Raw genomic sequence first — 17,626 nt, 5'->3', positions numbered from 1 at the left:
TGGGCCTATAGAACAGTCTCACAGTACTATTACGCTATAATTTTAGATCAACATTCCTGACAGCACTATGTCCGTAATCGAAGGTATATATACCAATCGAAGTATAAAAAGAAAAAAAATAAAATAACAGATAAAATTCGGAGTGGCTTTATGAAAAATTTAATTGAACGTTATCTCAGGAAGAACATAATCTTATTCTCCATCAGTCTGATCGCTACGTTGTTGGTAATAAACATCGTGTTAATGTATCAGAATAAAGAAACCATTGTTACGAACAACACTATACGGGAAGAATCAGACGCAATGATAAAAGATATAGAGAAGCTGATAACATTTCTGAATAATATAGACCTGGGTGTAAGAGCGTACGGTCTTAGCAAGAAGGAAATATTGCTTACGCCTACTTCCAACTCAATCAATTATCTGTGGCCGCATTTTGAAAGTATAGAACAGAGACTTGCCAAAGAAGGCTACGATGTATCCGGAATAAAAGAGCTTCAGAAAATATACCACGAGTATGTTGATTTCAATATGAAGATGATCGAGATGGCAAAACTCGACAGTACAGAAGTATTCAAAAGTATGATGCTGGAAGACCGTGGCATGACCGTTTGGAGTCGTACGCATGAGATTGGCGGAAAGATCATTGAATTTGAAAAAGCAAAAAGTCTCGCTGCAGAAGAGAGTTACCAGGCGGCTGTCAGAAATAATTTATACCTGCAGTTCTTTCTGCTTCTGGTGGGACTGCCAACACTTGTATTTATCGTGATCAAAATAAAGAACGACAATCGCTCACGACAAAAATTACTCACCGACCTGGAAGAGAACAACCGGAAGTATGTCTTCAACCCGGGCACATCTATACGTGTTAATGATCACCAGGAACTCGTTGAGAATTCAATCCGAAACCTGCAGCATGCCAGTGAATTTATAGAACACATTGCCGATGGCAACTATGCCACGGAGTGGGCAACGCTGAATGAAGAGAACAAGGCACTGAACGAAACAAACCTGGCCGGACGACTGACTAAAATGAGAGATCAGTTACGCCAAATGAAGCGCGAAGAAGAGACGCGTTTATGGAGTAATGAAGGCCTTACTAAAATTTCAGAAACCGTACGAAACAATCAAGGCAACCTGACGGTATTGGCAGACGAAGTTGTAAGGTTCCTGACTAAATATATGGGTGCGCTGCAAGGTGGATTATTTGTTTTGAAAAATGATGAAGGCAAAAATGAGTACCTGGAACTTGCTGCCTGCCATGCATACGACCGGAAGAAATTTGTAGAGCGCAGAATTGATATAGGGGTAGGGTTGATCGGCCAGACTTTTCTGGAAGGAGAAACTACGATGTTAACCAAACTGCCGCAGGGATATACCTATATCACTTCGGGCATGGGTGAGACAACGCCAAGCTGTGTTCTGATTGTACCGATGAAATACAATGATAAGATCGAAGCCATCATCGAAATAGCCGGCCTCGAAAAATTTGAGAAGCACCAGGTACTCTTCATGGAGAAGGCTGGCGAGTTTGTAGCCTCTGCTTTACAGAGCGCAAGGACAACCGAGCAAATGAAATTGCTGCTGGCAACTTCACAACAGCAGGCCGAAGAAATGCGCGCCACCGAAGAAGAGCTGCGTCAGAATATGGAAGAGCTCGTTGCCACGCAGGAAGCCATGGCACGCAAACGCGCTGAAGCCGAGAACGTTCACCTGATGGCTCAGGTGTAGTTATAATTGATCTTGCTTGTGAAGAGAGGCCTGACACGAACGGGCCTCTTTTTTTTTGACTGCCCCACCCCACATCCTATCATTTTGATATTTTTTTGCCCTTCGGCCTTTGGAAAACTTACAGAAAACATTACGTTTGCAGTCCAATTTTGGGCCCATAGCTCAGCTGGTTAGAGCACCTGACTCATAATCAGGGGGTCGCTGGATCGTGCCCAGCTGGGCCCACTTAAAAAAAAGCCACTTACAGATGTTCGAGTAAGTGGCTTTTTTGTTTTTAATACTATACTTAAAAGACAGCTATACAACTAGTATATAAATTTATACATCCCGTTCTTTAACCACGCAAGGGACTTCATTGTGTTTACTCTACATACAAGCCCACGCAAGATTTGGCTTCTGCTACCGTCTCTGCACCGTAAACTCCAGACAAATTTTCGATCCATGCACCAAAGTAGTCCGCGCCTTCCGAAAGAATAGCTCTTAATTTTGTCATTCCAATCAGTTAGTTTTCCTTATCACACATAGCAGATTTTCAAATAAGATTTACTTCTTAAACACCTTCTTATACTCCTGCTCATCAAAGCCAAGCGCCAATACTTTTCCATCGTGCTCGATCAACGGGCGTTTAATTACGCTGGTCTTCTCTTTCATTAGTGCTACGGCAGATGATTCATTCTTCACACCGGCTTGTGTGACTTCGTCCAACTGACGCCAGGTGGTGCCACGCTTGTTTACCAGACTCTCCCATCCTACCTGCTTGCTCCAGTCTTTTAAACGCGCATCGGTAATGCCTTTTGTTTTGTAATCGTGAAACTCGAACTCTATGTTGTGCTTCTTCAACCAGTCGAGTGCAGTCTTTACGGTATTGCAATTTTTAATTCCGTATACGGTCATAGTCGTTCAATAAAAAATATAGTAGTTTGTCTTATAAATTCGAAGGTATGAAGATTAAGATCATCACAAAACTAAGTTATGTACTTGTATTGTACCTGTTAATCGCTTGCCAACCTAAAAAAACAACTGAAACTGTAATGAAGCCAACTGATCCGCACTCATACGCACAACCTGCCGAAGCCCGCGTAAAACATCTGCACTGGAAAGCCGCTGTTGATTTTGACAAGAAGATCATCAACGCTGTGGCTACCTGGACGATTGAAGCCAATGCAGACGCTGATCTGATAACCTTTGATACCAAGGGACTCTCCATTGAAAAAGTAACGCTCAACAACGATGCTCCCACAGAGTATAGATTGGCCGATGCTGATTCAACGCTGGGACAGGCACTCGCGGTAATGCTGAAGCCGGGTACAACGGAAGTATCCATCACCTATCACACAAGTCCGGAGGCAGAGGCATTGCAGTGGTTAAGTGCACAACAGACGGCAGGTAAAAAACATCCGTTCCTCTTCACACAATCACAGGCTATATTAGCGAGAAGCTGGGTACCTTGCCAGGATTCCCCTGGTGTGCGCTTTACCTACGATGCAGAAGTTACAGTACCCAAAGATCTGCTGGCCTTGATGAGTGCCTCTAACCCGCAAATCAAAAATGCGACCGGTATATATACTTTCTCCATGAAGCAACCTATACCATCGTACCTGCTGGCGTTGTCGGTTGGCGATATTGCTTTCACCCCTATCAGCGAGCGCAGTGGTATATATGCTGAACCTTCGCTGGTAGATACTTGCGCATGGGAGTTTGCTGATCTTGAAAAAATGATTGCCGGTGCGGAAGCGCTCTATGGTAAATATCAATGGGAACGTTATGATGTATTGGTGCTACCTCCAAGCTTCCCATTTGGGGGCATGGAAAATCCACGGCTTACGTTTGCGACACCGACTATATTGGCGGGCGATCGTTCCCTCACATCGCTCATTGCACATGAGCTTGCGCATAGCTGGTCTGGCAACCTGGTAACAAATGCTACCTGGAATGACTTCTGGCTGAACGAAGGCTTCACGGTATATTTCGAAACGCGAATCATGGAAAAACTATATGGTAAGGACTATGCCGAAATGCTTGCGTCTCTAAACCTGCAGGAAGTAAAAGAAGAAATAAAATCATTAACGGATGAAGGGCACGCTGCCGATACCAAACTGAAACTAAACCTTGACGATCGTAATCCGGATGATGGTGTAACTACCATTGCCTATAACAAAGGCTATTATTTTCTGCGCACGATCGAAGAGCAAAACGGCCGCGAGAAGTTCGATCAGTTTGTTAAAGATTACTTCACGCAGAATGCGTTTAAAGTAATGACAACGGAAGAGTTCATTCCTTTTATCAAGAATTACTACCAATCCAAATTTACCATAGCGTTACCCGATTCTTTATTCAACGACTGGATATATACCGAAGGGCTCCCCTCCTATTGCCCGACACCGGTAGCGGATCGTTTTACAAAAGTGGACGAAACCTTAACGCAATGGAAATCCGGTAAGGCTATACAAACGGAGGCAACATCAAAATGGAGTACACATGAATGGCTGCACTTCCTCAAAAACCTTCCGGATACATTAACACAGCAGCAGATGGTTGCACTTGATAAACTCGGTAAATTTACCGAGTCGGGCAACGCTGAGATCATCACAGCATGGGGCGTGATTGCTATTCGTAACGGCTATGAAAAAGTATATCCGAAAATTGAAACGTTCCTGACCAACACCGGTCGTAGAAAATTCCTGATGCCTTTATATAGTGAACTTATCAAAACGGCAGAGGGTAAAAAGCTCGCAACTTCCATTTATACCAAAGCGCGTCCTAACTACCATTTCGTGGCGGTTAATAGTTTAGATAAACTTTTGAAGTAATAAAAAAACGCGGCAGCAAGGCATGATATATACCTTGCTGCCGCGTATAGTATAGATTGAAAAAAATCAGAAGCTCTGCAAAAGTGTAGATGTCTTCTTCAGACGATTGATCAGGTTAGTCGACTCCTCAAAGTCCAACGTCTGTTGTCCATCTGATGCAGCTTTCTCGGGCTCCTGGTGCGTTTCATAAATAATACCATCGGCTCCCGCCATTACGGCCGCGAGTGCTACCGGCTCTACAAATTCACGAATGCCTATACCGTGCGATGGATCAGCCACCACAGGCAAATGTGTTTTCTCTTTCAGAATGGGTATAGCATTTACATCGAGTGTGTTTCGGCTTGCACGTTCATACGTGCGTATACCACGCTCGCACAGAATCAGCTTTTCATTGCCCGCAGCAAATACATATTCTGCGGAATACAATAACTCTTCTATCGTGCCGGATATACCACGCTTGATCATCACCGCTTTGTCAACTTTGCCGAGTTCATCCAGCAGGTTAAAATTTTGTGTATTGCGTGCACCTACCTGGAATACATCAACGTAATCATACATCTCGGCAATCTGACTTACCTGCATTACCTCTGTGATAATTTTTATACCGGCCTTCTTTGCAAGTGTATACCACATCTTCAAACCATCTATACCAAGTCCACGGAAAGCATACGGAGAGCTGCGGGGTTTAAATACACCACCGCGCATAATGCGGACACCGTTCTTTACCAGGTGATCGATTGTTCTTTGTACCTGCTCTTCGTTCTCGATGGAACACGGACCTGCCATGATCGACAGGTTTCCGTCACCGATCACAACACCATCACCGAGATCAATATGTGTGCGACCAACTTTCCACTTGCGTGAGACAAGTTTATAGTCGTCAGACACACGATGTATATCGGCAATGCCTTGCAAATGTCCGAGCTGGCGAATGTCAAAATCTTTCTTACCGATAGCTACGAGGTAAGAACCTTTCTGCGTTTTTACCTCGGTAGTTTTATACTCCAGACTTTTTACTTTCGTAATGATAGCCTCTCTGTCCGGAGGTGCGATCGTTGGGTTTAGTTGAATGATCATAGCACGGGTAGACGTTAGGTTTGTAGTTGGGTTTTATTGGGATTTGGGTTTTACTTTTTCAGTGACTTGACGAATGCATCAACATCAGCCGATATATCTTTCGCTTCGCGCAACAAATTAATGAAAGCACTCCCTACAATAGCACCAGCACTATACTGCGAGGCTTTGGCAAACGTTGAATGATTGGATATACCGAATCCGATCAGGAACGGATTCTTCAGTTTCAGGTTCTGCAGACGTTCAAAATACTGCACTTGTTCAGAAGAGAAATCGCCTTTGGCACCGGTTATACTGGATGCTGATACCGCATATATAAATCCTTCTGTGGCAGCATCAATCTTGCGAATGCGCTCTTCCGATGTTGTGGGTGATATCAGAAACGTATTGCAGAGGTTCAGCGATTTGAAAAGTGCTTTATACTGTTCCTCAAACTCATGTAGCGGCAGGTCGGGTATAATAACACCATCCACTCCCAATGCAGAAGCATCTTTGGCAAACTTCTCAACACCATATTGAATCACGGGATTGATATAGCCCATGAGTATAATAGGGAGCGATACGGTTTTGCGTATCTCCTTTACCTGCTCCAGCAGCAGGTGTAATGTCATGCCGTTGTCAAGCGCGATCTTGTTACTCTCCTGGATGGTAGGTCCATCGGCAACCGGATCGGAAAACGGTATACCGATCTCAATGATATCGGCACCAGCCTTCTCCAACGCCTGGGCTATGCGTACCGTATCGTTCAAAGCCGGGAAGCCAGCCGTATAGTATACATTTAATATATTTCCTTTCTTTTTAGCGAATAGTTCGGTTATTCTGTTTTTCATTTTTTCTGAGGTTGATGTTTAAGACTGAAGATTTCGGATAAATAGTATACTGTTAATATTTACCCCATCGGATATAGGTCTCCAGGTCTTTATCGCCTCTTCCGGAAAGATTAACGACCACAACATCATCCTTATCAAATTCAAACTGATTAAGTGCAGCCAATGCGTGAGCGGATTCTATAGCCGGTATAATTCCTTCCAGTTTACCCAGCTCGATGCCGGCTTTCATCGCTTCATCATCGGTAGCGCTTACAAATTTTACGCGGCCTGTCTCAAACAAGTGTGCATGCATCGGACCTATTCCGGGATAGTCCAAACCTGCCGATATGGAATGAGGTTCCACTACCTGTCCATCTTCAGTTTGCATCAGCAACATCTTACTGCCATGCAGTACACCTACTTTTCCAAGCGCGGTTGTTGCCGCAGACTCGCCTGAGTCAACACCTTTACCAGCCGCTTCCACACCCACTAAATTTACATGCTCATCATCGAGGAAATGATAGAATGCACCGGCTGCATTACTGCCGCCACCTACGCAGGCAAATACATAGTCAGGGAACGGATTACCGATCTCTTCCTGCAATTGCTTTTTCATCTCTTCGCTGATCACCGATTGAAATCTCGCCACCATATCCGGATACGGGTGCGGACCTACAACAGAACCAATGATATAGTGTGTATCGGTTGGATTGTTGATCCAGTGACGTAACGCTTCGTTGGTCGCATCTTTCAATGTCATGCTGCCGCTCAGGGCAGGTACAACCTTTGCTCCCAGGATGCGCATACGTTCTACGTTGGGGCGTTGCCGCTCCATATCAACCTTGCCCATGTATACGACACATTCCATACCCATCAGTGCGCATACTGTAGCCGTTGCAACACCGTGCTGCCCGGCACCTGTCTCGGCAATGATCTTCTCTTTGCCCAGGCGTTTCGCCAGCAGGATCTGTCCTATGGTATTGTTTACCTTGTGTGCACCGGTATGACAAAGGTCTTCGCGCTTCAGGTATATTTTGGCGCCATATTTCTCCGACATGCGCGCGGCATGGTATAAAGGCGTAGGGCGTCCTACATAATTCTTTAGCAAGTCTTGGAACTCCTTCTTAAAGTCATCGCTCTGAATGATCTGAAGATATTTATTCCGAAGTTCCTCTACATTGGGATATAGCATTTCAGGGATGTATGCACCCCCGAATTGTCCGTAGTATCCGCGTTGGTCAACTGTATATTTCATATTCTTAAAGCTTCTGGTTACTGGCTACTGGTTACACGATTGGTGTGATAGTGATGTGAGTGTGATCTATGCACGTGTCCACGATTTATAGTATCGATACTTGTGTAATGAGTGTGTTTAGCTTTTCAACGCTTTTGAGCGCGGGTTGTATCTCTACTCCGCTGTTTACGTCCAATGCATGAAGGTTCATATTCCTTAACGATGCTATATTTATAACATTGTCGGGTGTGATGCCTCCGCTGAGGAAGAATGGTATTTGTTGATCGTATCGATTTAGCACAGTCCAATCAAATACCTGCGCGTTTCCTCCGTAGTATTTACCTTTTGTATCGAACAAAAAGAAATCGACTGAAGATTGATATGGCTTTGTTACTGCAAAATCAAAATCATCGCCTACTGAAAAAACCTTGATAACACCAATGCCTGCCTGCTTGATGGTAGCACAAACTTCTACTGATTCATTTCCATGCAGCTGCAAATAATCAAGCTGCAACATGCGGGCTATAGCAAGCATTTTTTCAGGTGTCTCATTTACAAACACACCTACCTTTTTTATATCAGCCGGAAAAGATTTCGGTACCTGAAAGTCTTCCCCGACAAAGCGTGGTGATTTTTGATAGAAGATAAAGCCCATATAGTCTGGTCGCAATGCCGCTACACTCAACAGATTCTCTGCATCCCGCATTCCACAAACTTTCAGCTTCACCTCCATATACGATAACTATAGTTATATACTATGCATTTAGTTTAAGTCCTTCTGCTTTTCGGAGTTCGTCCATAAACTCCATGGCAGCTTGCTCGGGTCTGCTGTGTTTCATAAAGTTCTCTCCCATCAGGAATCCGCGGTAGCCATACTTCTTTAATTCAAGTATAGTATCCACCGAAGAAATTCCACTCTCAGATACTTTTACTGCCGAATCGGGTATAAGCGATGCCAGTCGTTTCGATACTTCGATGCCGACTTCAAATGTTTTCAGATTACGGTTGTTAACACCGATCAGGTCCGCTCCTGCTTCCAGGTTTCGCTTCAATTCGTCTTCATCGTGTACTTCCAGCAACACCTCCAGCCCAAACGTATGTGCAAAGTCGGTTAACTCTTTTACTTGCTTCGGTTCGAGTACAGCAGCAATCAACAGTATAGCATCGGCCCCGATGGATTTTGCTTCGACAATCTGATATTCATCGATCGTAAAATCTTTACGGATAATCGGGCAGAAATTAAATTTCCGCGCAATCATCAGGTCATCATTCGTACCACCGAAAAATTGTTTATCTGTCAGTACAGAGAGTGCTGAAGCACCGGCCTGCATATAGCCTATAGATGTACGTTCAACCGAAGCATGCGCGTTGATTGTACCTTTGGATGGCGACTGCCGCTTAAACTCGGCAATGATACCGGTCTTGTCTTCGCGCAGTATATATTTCTTCATCGAAACCGGCAGTGTCGAAAAGTAAATTCCTTTCTCCAGCAGTTTTACCGGGTACAGGCTTTTTCGCTCTTCTACCTCTTTGCGTTTTTGTTCAATGATCTTATCGAGAATATTCATGCGTTTGGTGTGTTGGTATATATCTGTAAAACGTTAATTAAGGCTGTACAAGTTTCTTAAACGACTGAAGTGCCTTGCCTGACTCCAACGCTTCTTTCGCGCGTTGCAAAGCTGCGGGCAATCCATCCTGCTGATGGCCTGCGTATAACGCCATGCCTGCATTGGCAATCACCGCTGCATTTTGCGCTGCCGTTCCTTTACCTTCCAATACTTTCATAAATACTTTGGCAGACTCCTCTACGGTATCGCCGCCTTTCAGGTCTTCGTATTTTAGTTGGGGTAAATTAAGATCAGCAGGAGTAGCCAGGCGTTCACCCTGGTTATAGAAATATTTGAATGCACTGGTAAGTGATACTTCATCATAGCCGTCAATGGAGTGAAGGATCACAAAATCTTTATCGGTGTTCTGGTATAAATATCCATACTGTCGCGCCAGCTCCAGGCTAAATACACCCACGAGTTGTCGTTTCGGGAACGCTGGGTTTACCATCGGTCCCAACATGTTAAAGAATGTTTTTACGCCAAGCTCTTTCCGTATCGGTGCTACATTTTTCATCGCCGGATGAAACAACGGTGCGTGCATAAAGCAGATGTTGGAGCGATCGAGGCTGCGCTTCAGTTCATCTACATCGCTGGTAAATTTATAACCGAAGTATTCAAGCAGGTTGGAAGATCCGCAGGCCGATGAAACACCATAGTTACCATGCTTGGCAACCGGCTGACCGGCTGCCGCTACAACAAACGATGAAAGCGTGGATATATTAAATGTATTCTTACCATCACCGCCCGTACCGCACACATCCATGACGGGTTGATCAAATTTAGCAGGCAGACACAACTCCAGCATGGCATCACGAAAGCCTTGCAACTCGTCTACCGTTATGCTGCGCATCATATATACCGTCATGAACGCAGTTGTCTGACTCGGATTATATTTACCTGTAGCAAGATCAACCAATACTTGTCTCGCGGTTTCTTTGGTAAGCGAGCGGTGATCGATCAGTTCGTTTAATATATGTTTCATTCTTTATTAGAATTTAGCAATCAGGACTTGGACTTGGTTGGGTGTTCGACATCGGAATATTAATGCTTCAGCCAGTTCGCGATCATCTTCGGACCTTCCGGTGTCATAACAGACTCAGGGTGGAACTGCACGCCTCGCACATCATACTTCGCATGTTGTAATGCCATCACCAAACCTTCATCATTCACGGCCGTAATTTTCAGGTCTGGTGTAAAGCTCTCCGGCAATACAGCCCACGAGTGGTAATGTGTCGCCTGGAATTTTTCGGTTACACCTTTAAAAAGATAATCAGAAGAATCTTTCACTTCTACTACGGACGTTACTCCGTGCAGAACCTTGGGTATATTATATAGTTTGGCACCGTATACCTCTCCTATCCCCTGATGACCGAGACAAACCCCTAGTATACTTTTGGAGGCGCCATACTCGCGAATTACCTGCTTCATAATACCGGCTTCATCCGGTATACCCGGTCCGGGAGATAGTAATATCTTATCATATTTCTTTACGTCTGCCACGCTGATCTTATCGTTTCTAAAAATATCCACAGCGTATCCTAACTCTCGTATTATATGTACCAGATTGTATGTAAATGAATCGTAATTATCGAGAACAAGTAATTTCATCTCTTTTGAATTATAAGATTGGAAGATTTTAAGATTAGAAAATTGTAAAATTATTTTTGTTTGTTGTTTTTCTTTTTGGATTCGTAGTCGTCCAGATAGTTGATGAATCCTTTTATACTTTTTGACGCGGTGATTAGTTTGTTGTGTAGACGTTCGTAGTCATCTTGTGGTACTATACCGGCTTCTTTTAGTACGAAGAGGTTGCTTCGTAATTCTCCGGCTGATCCTTTTGCATATCCTAGGAAGCGCATAAATACATTGTTATTATTATACTCAAAGCCTTCCGCTATATTGTTCGACACCGATATAGCAGCTCTTCGAAGTTGATCTTTCGATGAATAATCTCTTTCCAATTTTCCTCTTGATGTTATACCATATATATCCAACCCTATTGCAACGGCCTCTTTCCAAATTTCCAAGTCCTCAAACCGCTCAATCCTCGCCATAACTTTTTAATTTTTGATTTATTAAAAATTTCAAGAGGCCTTTTTTTTAATCTTTCAATCTTAAAATCTTTTAATCTTAACAAATCTTCCAATCTTAAAATTTTCCAATCTTCGACAATCCCATCATATCTTCTCCGCCATCAACACTGCTTTCCTCAGCGCAGTGAGTTTATTATTCACCTCCTGCAACTCACTTTCGGCTTGTGATTTGGATACTACTCCGGCTCCTGCCTGGTATATCAGTTTATTTTCATGACTTAGGAATGTACGAATCATAATGGCGTGATTGAACGATCCGTCAAAGCCTATAAATCCGATGGCACCTCCGTAAAACGTCCGGTTTGTATTTTCGTATTTATTGATCAGTGTCATGGCCATGTGCTTGGGTGCACCGGATAATGTACCGGCCGGAAATGTATCGGCTGCCATTCCGATTATAGAAGAGTCGTTTGCCAGCGTACCGGTAACTTTTGACACGAGGTGTATAACGTGTGAGTAGTATTGAATTTCCTTGAACACTTCTACGTGTACGCTCGAAGCATTTCTGCTCATATCGTTGCGTGCCAAATCTACAAGCATTACGTGCTCAGCATTTTCTTTTTCATCGGCAGCAAGGCGTTCGGCAATGGCTGCATCTTCCTGGTCGTTACCGGATCTGCGGAATGTACCGGCTATAGGGTATATATGTGCTTTGCCTCCTTTCACCTGCAGCTGTGCTTCCGGTGACGAGCCGATCAGCTTGAAATTACCATAATCAAAATAAAACAGGTAAGGCGATGGATTGATGGAACGCAACGCGCGGTATACATTAAACTCGTCTCCTTTAAAGCCGCACTGAAATCTTCTGGAGAGAACGATCTGGAACACATCGCCACGGTAACAATGCTCCTTACCTTTCTCGATTACCTTAAGGAACTCTTCATCGGAAAAATTAGATTCTTCACCATTTATCAATGAAAACTTATAGGTGGAGAAGCGATTGCTGAAAATGATCTGTTCAATTCTGTCGAGCGAGCTCGGTGTAATGGATTGATGCGAATGTTCGAACAAACTCAGTTCGTTGGAGAAGTGATCGACAACAATTACATACCGGTATAGTTTATAGATCACATCCGGTATCATCTTTTTCTTCTGGTCGATCGTTACCGTTTCAAAGAACCGAACGGCATCGTATGACATATATCCGAAGAGTCCGCAGTTAGGATACTTGGAACCTGCCTGTTGTTGAACATCAAATTTATTTCTGAAGTCTTCGAGCAATGAAGTAACGTGTCCTACACCTGAGATTTTGATCTGCTCGGCTGCGCCATCCGGATATTGAATGGAGGCTTCGTTATCTACAACCTGGAACGATGCGATTGGATCGCAGCATATAAAAGACAAACTGTTTTCATGACCATGATAATCTGAACTTTCGAGGAGAATGCTGCCTGCAAACACATCGCGGAGTTTCAGATATATATTAACAGGTGTGAGTGTATCGGCCAGAAGCTTCTTGGTGTAGGTCGTTAATGTATACTTCATGTTCGGTTTATATTTTTCGATCGGCTTGTTCAGGTACGATCAGTTACGTTTAAATAAAAAAAGAAGGCCTGCTGGTGAACAGCAGGCCTTCGGCATTATCGCTTTAACATAAAAAGGCTGTTCACATATCGAGTTTCGATATATGCCACCACCAAGCTATGTTATTGAATTGTATCATGTTCTATTACTCTGCTTTCTTTTTAGCAGGTGTTCTTTTTTTAGCAGGAGCTGCGCCAGCTTCTGATGTTTCTTTTTTAGAAGTTGCTCTCTTCAAACGAGCTTTGATAGCATTTTTACTTCTTGTAACGCCATAAGAGCCTTTTGTGCGCTTACCTTTTTTGGATTTTTTATCTCCTCTTCCCATGAATTTAGTTGAAATTGATGCGGCAATAATAGTAAAGTCTTTATTGATTACAAATACCAGACAAAAAATTTACAATTATTCCAACGCCATTGTCAGTCTAACAATGAGACAAAGAAACGCCACCAAATCCCAGTTCAGGATGTTATTTCTCTTCTGCCGGCAACAACGAAGGAACACTCATGGCCAACACTCCCGGATAAAACTGGTAGATTTTGGTAAAGAAACCTGCTGTTTCAGCCGTTAATTTGGAGAAGAAAATCATATCGGGGCGCTCATCATATTGCATTGGGAGTTGATTCTGAGCAGAAAATCTTCGAACAACATAACCCTTAACTTCCAGTCCGGTAATCACATCTTCACTATAATTATCCAGGAGCCACACTACACCAGCCATACTTTTTTATTTGTTTGTGTAGTATATAACCAACCATTATGCCAACTGCCCAATCCACTCAGAAAGGGCAATTGTTAACTATAGTTCTCCCAACAATAGAATAGCGAATAAACTAAATACCATTTCGGATACTCGCAAAATAAAAAACATGCAATGGTTAAACACGTCCGTAGAATTGATCAATGCATCGGATGATTTTTATACTAAAAAACCCGAAGCATGTGCTCCGGGTATTTTATTTTTATGACAAAGCTATATATACCTTATCCTAGAACAGGAAGCCGAGTCGTATGTAAAACATGTTGCCGTCTTTGCTGTGCGCCAGTTCAGCAGCGAGCACGGTTAAATTAAATGGTGTAACCCATATTCCTCCCCCGTATCCTTTATGCCATACGCTGGATGTACCATCGGCTGTGCTGGGATCTTTACCGCTGGCATCTTTATACCATACACGCCCTACATCGAAGAAACCATTTATACCCACCGATGCCGGGAATATATAGGAGCGGAAGCTGGCGATTTTTAAACGCACTTCATTGTTGCTATAGAAATCGCGATCGCCATAAAAACGTGTTTTACGGAAGCCGCGAAGTTCTGTTTTACCATCGAGTATCTGTGCCTGGTATATTTCATATTTACCGGTATTGATACCGCCACCGGCACGAAGCGCAAAGGTAACACGGGCCGGAAGTCTGAACGACTGATAGAACGCAACGGACGCGTTATGCGAAGTGAAATCATGCGCGCGCGACTCCAGACCTTTATATACTGTTGATGACTGATTCAATACCACTCCGCGTGTTGTGAGTATACGGTTGTCGCGTTTATCGATGAGCCACTCGGTACGAAGTCCTGCAAATGTTTTGGATACTTCAAACAGTGGTTCATCCAGGGTGGCCGCATACTCGGCAATATACCGTGGTGATTTGGTAGGCCTTTCGATCTCTACGCGCTGGTATACCGGACCGATTTTAAAAAGACCGGAACTACCGAAGGGACGTGTAAGCATAGCTTGCAGGTCTATCTGCTGGAGGCGTATACGATAGTAATCAATAGAGCTCCGGAGCTGATCTTCGTATTGAGGTTCATCATCCAACTCGTCATTAAATACTGTCTCATTACCCCAGCCGAAGAAGTTGTTTACGAAGTTAGGCGCTTTTACATCGAAGTCTAACGCTACGCCCCATTTGCCAAATACCTGCGAGAAGCGACCATCGTACTTGAAGTTATAGGAACTGGTGAGCGGAGCATAACTGAACAAAAACAAATGCTGTGTCTTAAACGGAAACTTACGGAAGCCATGCTTGGTATACAGAAAACCTCCACCCAGGAATATGCCATCGTCATAGTTAAAAGTACCGTAAACAAGCGGTGCTAGTACAGGATATCGAAATGCCCTGCGATCGTACAGGTTTACATCCGCATCGTTGGAAGTCTTATCAGCGAGGTGTCGCTTGCTGTTGATGGCTATACCTGCGGGCACATCGTATATTTTATATGGTTGTCGCCAGCCTTTTATCGTGGCATTGTTTCGTACAGAGTCACCACCATCGCCACCGATTACACGCACCTTGATCTTTCCTTTACCCTCGCCGGAAAAACTAAATATATCATCGCCACCGAAACCATAGAGGCGTACCTCATCGGTTTCGTTCGCCAGGAATTTACGTTCATATATTTTGGAGGTGTGTTCGCCTGACTTGCTGATCTTATATATACTTACCCTTGCATCGCCATTGGGTTCCTGCTGCACATCAAAGTACTCACGCTTGTCGGAGCCCGTTACATCCACTTCGCGCGCCAGGAATTTATAGTGCTCCTGTGCATACTCCGGCAAATGATCTCTGCGCGATTTCAATTTACGGGCAATCTCTTCGCCATGCAGTTTATATATCTCCGCAGGCAATCGCTTTACAGCAGCCTCAATTGTTTCGTCTGTCAATGATTGTTGTACGCCCTTCGCCTGCTCCTGCCATTGTGCAGCCGATGGTTGATTGAGAAAACTTCTGTCGAAGTAACGTGCGTTGAACATGAAGCCGGGTGCCCACCGTACTTCATCGTGAAAGCCTTCAAACTTTGGCAATGCCCACTTACGGCTCCATACTTTGGCCAGTATACCATCGCTCACAAACAATGCCTGGTCGCGATCACGCGGTATAGGACGATAGTATTCTGTTTTCTTTTCCTTGAATGATGCCCAGCGCCACTGATCATCGTGACGATCCCAGTCTCCTATAACAATATCAAAAACACGCGAACGCAGTACAAACTCCTGATCAACATAATTATCGTTGTCTTCCATGAGCTTCTCCAATACTTTATCGGTGCTGATAATCTTCTTTGAATTTCCGAAGTACGGCTTATTGCTGGCATCGCCTGCGGGACGTTCCTCGAACAGCATCAGTGTATTGGCAAACTCCTTCCGGTAGATTCCAAAGCGCGGATCATCTGGTATATATACTACTTCCGGGTTGGTATGATATATACCCGCAGCCTCTGCGAGTGGCGTTACCGTTAAAGCTCCATACGGGTGTGCAGCCGATATCTGGTCCTGTACAAGATCTGCAGCAAATGTTTTCTGTAACATCTCCGGCACAGCTTTCTCCGGGAATTTCTCGATCGAGCGTAATGTATACTCTTGTTCCAACGAATCTGCGAGGCGCAGCGACAGCGTCTGCATACCTCCACCCTTCTGCAATATCTTCAATCCTCCGCCAATGGCACCAATGTTAAATACCGGCACATCGATATCCTGTCGCCATTCATCGCGGTAATTTTTTCCCAATATCTTTTTATGAAATTTACCAGCCTGGTAACGGTCGCTGGCATGCACGCGCACTGTTTTTGAAAAATCCGGTAACGCCTGTTCTCCCGGTGCTGTCGGATTTACTTCGGCTTTTACCTGAACATTATAGACTGGCTGCTCTTTACCAATCTCAAAGTAATCAATCGAAGAAGCGCCTCCGCCGGAAACATTAATCTTCACAAACCCCATAGCAGGCGAGGCAAAGCGGGCATATCCCTTCTGCTTTACAAAAGTATATTTAGAGCCCGATCCGCTGGTAATATAGTGTACACTGTCCTTCCAGACATACTGCAAGGCATGTTCATGACCATTTACATATATGGTATTCGGATACTTCTTCAGCAACTGCGACATCACCTGGATATAGCGTTTGTAGATGGGATGTGGCGTGTCTTGTATATCACCTATAAATTTTCGGTATAGCGGGTATATCGAGCCGATGCCCGGCATCGGTATATATAGGTCTCGGTTGAGGTCCAATAGCGGAAACAAGTGGTCTTTCCAGGTAAATACACCTCCGTGTTCACCATATGTATAGAGCGGATGGTGAGCCGCTACGATAACCCGCTTCCCTATATTCCGGTTGAATATATCTTCCAGTTGTATCACGGCATCTTCCGGACGCTTTACTTCACAGGGACTGTCGTCACCTTCCGGTTTATCCCACGGATGCAAAAACCATTGTGAGTCTATAATTACCAGCACAGCATCTTTACTCAGCGGAACTTCCACCGGACCAGGGCACCCGCCCTCGGGTTGAAAGTGTATATGTTCGTTATGAAGCGAATCGATCCACGCTTCCTCGTGGGTTATCTGTTGCCAGCCGTCAGCATGGCCTTTTTTCCAATCGTGGTTGCCGGGTATAAAGTATACATCCGTGTTAAATCCCTGCAGCAGGTTGAGCTGAGCCTTCAGGATCGTTTCTGCCTGCTGGCGTCCGCGTTCATCGGGTGCCGGGAGTCCCTTGGGGTAAATATTGTCTCCCAGAAAAATTACCACCGAAGGTACAGCCGGATCGTACTTCTTTTGTAATAATTCGCGCAGGCCGTTCGTTGGTAAGGTTGGTTCTCCGGCATCCCCGATCATATAGAGGTTAAAGCTCTGTTGCTGAGGGTAGAGCGGAGAGCTGATAAGAAGGAATAATAGAAAATTAGCGAGTCGAAGTCTAATCATGACACAAACTAAATTAAAGAAGAGCAGAACTGCATAATTCTGC

At 44.2% G+C, this 17,626-nt stretch carries 15 protein-coding genes and 1 tRNA gene; 3 read left to right on the top strand and 13 right to left on the bottom strand.

Annotated elements, in window-relative coordinates; translation table 11 throughout:
• Window positions 1–150 precede the first annotated feature (150 nt).
• Together ACFQ21_RS16220 and ACFQ21_RS16215 are read left to right on the top strand one after the other, a co-directional pair.
• A complete protein-coding gene (locus tag ACFQ21_RS16220; protein ID WP_377580326.1) occupies window positions 151–1,731 on the top strand; it encodes a GAF domain-containing protein in 1,581 nt (526 codons plus the stop codon).
• Between the two features lie 151 nt (window positions 1,732–1,882).
• Window positions 1,883–1,956, top strand: a tRNA-Ile gene (locus tag ACFQ21_RS16215).
• A 318-nt stretch (window positions 1,957–2,274) separates the two neighbouring features.
• On the opposite strand, the gene ACFQ21_RS16210 is transcribed toward ACFQ21_RS16215, so the two are convergent.
• Complete coding sequence (locus ACFQ21_RS16210; protein WP_377580325.1) at window positions 2,275–2,625, bottom strand: ArsC family reductase; 351 nt, start codon at window positions 2,623–2,625, stop codon at window positions 2,275–2,277.
• A 47-nt stretch (window positions 2,626–2,672) separates the two neighbouring features.
• Between ACFQ21_RS16210 and ACFQ21_RS16205 the strand changes: the two genes are divergently transcribed.
• On the top strand, window positions 2,673–4,541 hold the full coding sequence (locus ACFQ21_RS16205) for a M1 family metallopeptidase (protein WP_377580324.1): 1,869 nt from the start codon (window positions 2,673–2,675) through the stop codon (window positions 4,539–4,541).
• 66 nt (window positions 4,542–4,607) lie between these two features.
• Here ACFQ21_RS16205 and ACFQ21_RS16200 read toward each other — a convergent pair whose 3' ends face one another.
• The 12 genes from ACFQ21_RS16200 to ACFQ21_RS16145 form a co-directional block, all read right to left on the bottom strand.
• Complete coding sequence (locus ACFQ21_RS16200; protein WP_377580323.1) at window positions 4,608–5,618, bottom strand: bifunctional 3-deoxy-7-phosphoheptulonate synthase/chorismate mutase; 1,011 nt, start codon at window positions 5,616–5,618, stop codon at window positions 4,608–4,610.
• A 50-nt stretch (window positions 5,619–5,668) separates the two neighbouring features.
• Complete coding sequence (gene trpA / locus ACFQ21_RS16195; protein WP_377580322.1) at window positions 5,669–6,445, bottom strand: tryptophan synthase subunit alpha; 777 nt, start codon at window positions 6,443–6,445, stop codon at window positions 5,669–5,671.
• Window positions 6,446–6,497: 52 nt separating this feature from the next.
• Window positions 6,498–7,679, bottom strand: coding sequence for a tryptophan synthase subunit beta (trpB, locus tag ACFQ21_RS16190; protein ID WP_377580321.1), 1,182 nt, complete (start codon window positions 7,677–7,679; stop codon window positions 6,498–6,500).
• Window positions 7,680–7,764: 85 nt separating this feature from the next.
• Window positions 7,765–8,391 (bottom strand): phosphoribosylanthranilate isomerase, encoded by a 627-nt coding sequence (locus ACFQ21_RS16185; RefSeq protein ID WP_377580320.1) that lies wholly within the window; start codon window positions 8,389–8,391, stop codon window positions 7,765–7,767.
• A gap of 22 nt (window positions 8,392–8,413) precedes the next feature.
• The gene (gene trpC / locus ACFQ21_RS16180) at window positions 8,414–9,226 is read right to left on the bottom strand and encodes an indole-3-glycerol phosphate synthase TrpC (RefSeq protein WP_377580319.1); all 813 of its coding nucleotides are present in this window, start codon (window positions 9,224–9,226) and stop codon (window positions 8,414–8,416) included.
• A 37-nt stretch (window positions 9,227–9,263) separates the two neighbouring features.
• Entirely contained in the window at window positions 9,264–10,250 is a 987-nt protein-coding gene (gene trpD, locus ACFQ21_RS16175) for an anthranilate phosphoribosyltransferase (protein ID WP_377580318.1), read from the bottom strand.
• Window positions 10,251–10,309: 59 nt separating this feature from the next.
• Entirely contained in the window at window positions 10,310–10,876 is a 567-nt protein-coding gene (locus ACFQ21_RS16170) for an anthranilate synthase component II (RefSeq protein WP_377580317.1), read from the bottom strand.
• 50 nt (window positions 10,877–10,926) lie between these two features.
• Window positions 10,927–11,322 (bottom strand): four helix bundle protein, encoded by a 396-nt coding sequence (locus ACFQ21_RS16165; protein WP_377580316.1) that lies wholly within the window; start codon window positions 11,320–11,322, stop codon window positions 10,927–10,929.
• 123 nt (window positions 11,323–11,445) lie between these two features.
• Window positions 11,446–12,846 (bottom strand): anthranilate synthase component I family protein, encoded by a 1,401-nt coding sequence (locus ACFQ21_RS16160; RefSeq protein WP_377580315.1) that lies wholly within the window; start codon window positions 12,844–12,846, stop codon window positions 11,446–11,448.
• Between the two features lie 184 nt (window positions 12,847–13,030).
• Complete coding sequence (locus ACFQ21_RS16155; protein WP_377580314.1) at window positions 13,031–13,210, bottom strand: 30S ribosomal protein THX; 180 nt, start codon at window positions 13,208–13,210, stop codon at window positions 13,031–13,033.
• A 142-nt stretch (window positions 13,211–13,352) separates the two neighbouring features.
• Window positions 13,353–13,604 carry a hypothetical protein gene (locus tag ACFQ21_RS16150; protein ID WP_377580313.1) on the bottom strand — a complete coding sequence of 84 codons (252 nt, stop codon included), beginning with the start codon at window positions 13,602–13,604 and terminating at the stop codon, window positions 13,353–13,355.
• Between the two features lie 268 nt (window positions 13,605–13,872).
• The gene (locus ACFQ21_RS16145; protein WP_377580312.1) at window positions 13,873–17,583 is read right to left on the bottom strand and encodes a BamA/TamA family outer membrane protein; all 3,711 of its coding nucleotides are present in this window, start codon (window positions 17,581–17,583) and stop codon (window positions 13,873–13,875) included.
• Between the last annotated feature and the right edge of the window lie 43 nt (window positions 17,584–17,626).

Origin of the sequence: Ohtaekwangia kribbensis (genome assembly GCF_042676245.1) — a bacterium.
In the GTDB taxonomy this organism is placed as follows: Bacteria; Bacteroidota; Bacteroidia; order Cytophagales; family Cyclobacteriaceae; genus Ohtaekwangia; species Ohtaekwangia kribbensis.
Note: the sequence above shows the minus strand (reverse complement) of the source record. Positions and strands in the feature narration are given on the sequence as shown.

Coding starts and splice junctions, on each gene's coding strand:
- ACFQ21_RS16220 (WP_377580326.1), top strand. CDS start 151: ATGAAAAATTTAATTGAACGTTATCTCAGGAAGAACATAATCTTATTC.
- ACFQ21_RS16210 (WP_377580325.1), bottom strand. CDS start 2,625: ATGACCGTATACGGAATTAAAAATTGCAATACCGTAAAGACTGCACTC.
- ACFQ21_RS16205 (WP_377580324.1), top strand. CDS start 2,673: ATGAAGATTAAGATCATCACAAAACTAAGTTATGTACTTGTATTGTAC.
- ACFQ21_RS16200 (WP_377580323.1), bottom strand. CDS start 5,618: ATGATCATTCAACTAAACCCAACGATCGCACCTCCGGACAGAGAGGCT.
- trpA (WP_377580322.1), bottom strand. CDS start 6,445: ATGAAAAACAGAATAACCGAACTATTCGCTAAAAAGAAAGGAAATATA.
- trpB (WP_377580321.1), bottom strand. CDS start 7,679: ATGAAATATACAGTTGACCAACGCGGATACTACGGACAATTCGGGGGT.
- ACFQ21_RS16185 (WP_377580320.1), bottom strand. CDS start 8,391: ATGGAGGTGAAGCTGAAAGTTTGTGGAATGCGGGATGCAGAGAATCTG.
- trpC (WP_377580319.1), bottom strand. CDS start 9,226: ATGAATATTCTCGATAAGATCATTGAACAAAAACGCAAAGAGGTAGAA.
- trpD (WP_377580318.1), bottom strand. CDS start 10,250: ATGAAACATATATTAAACGAACTGATCGATCACCGCTCGCTTACCAAA.
- ACFQ21_RS16170 (WP_377580317.1), bottom strand. CDS start 10,876: ATGAAATTACTTGTTCTCGATAATTACGATTCATTTACATACAATCTG.
- ACFQ21_RS16165 (WP_377580316.1), bottom strand. CDS start 11,322: ATGGCGAGGATTGAGCGGTTTGAGGACTTGGAAATTTGGAAAGAGGCC.
- ACFQ21_RS16160 (WP_377580315.1), bottom strand. CDS start 12,846: ATGAAGTATACATTAACGACCTACACCAAGAAGCTTCTGGCCGATACA.
- ACFQ21_RS16155 (WP_377580314.1), bottom strand. CDS start 13,210: ATGGGAAGAGGAGATAAAAAATCCAAAAAAGGTAAGCGCACAAAAGGC.
- ACFQ21_RS16150 (WP_377580313.1), bottom strand. CDS start 13,604: ATGGCTGGTGTAGTGTGGCTCCTGGATAATTATAGTGAAGATGTGATT.
- ACFQ21_RS16145 (WP_377580312.1), bottom strand. CDS start 17,583: ATGATTAGACTTCGACTCGCTAATTTTCTATTATTCCTTCTTATCAGC.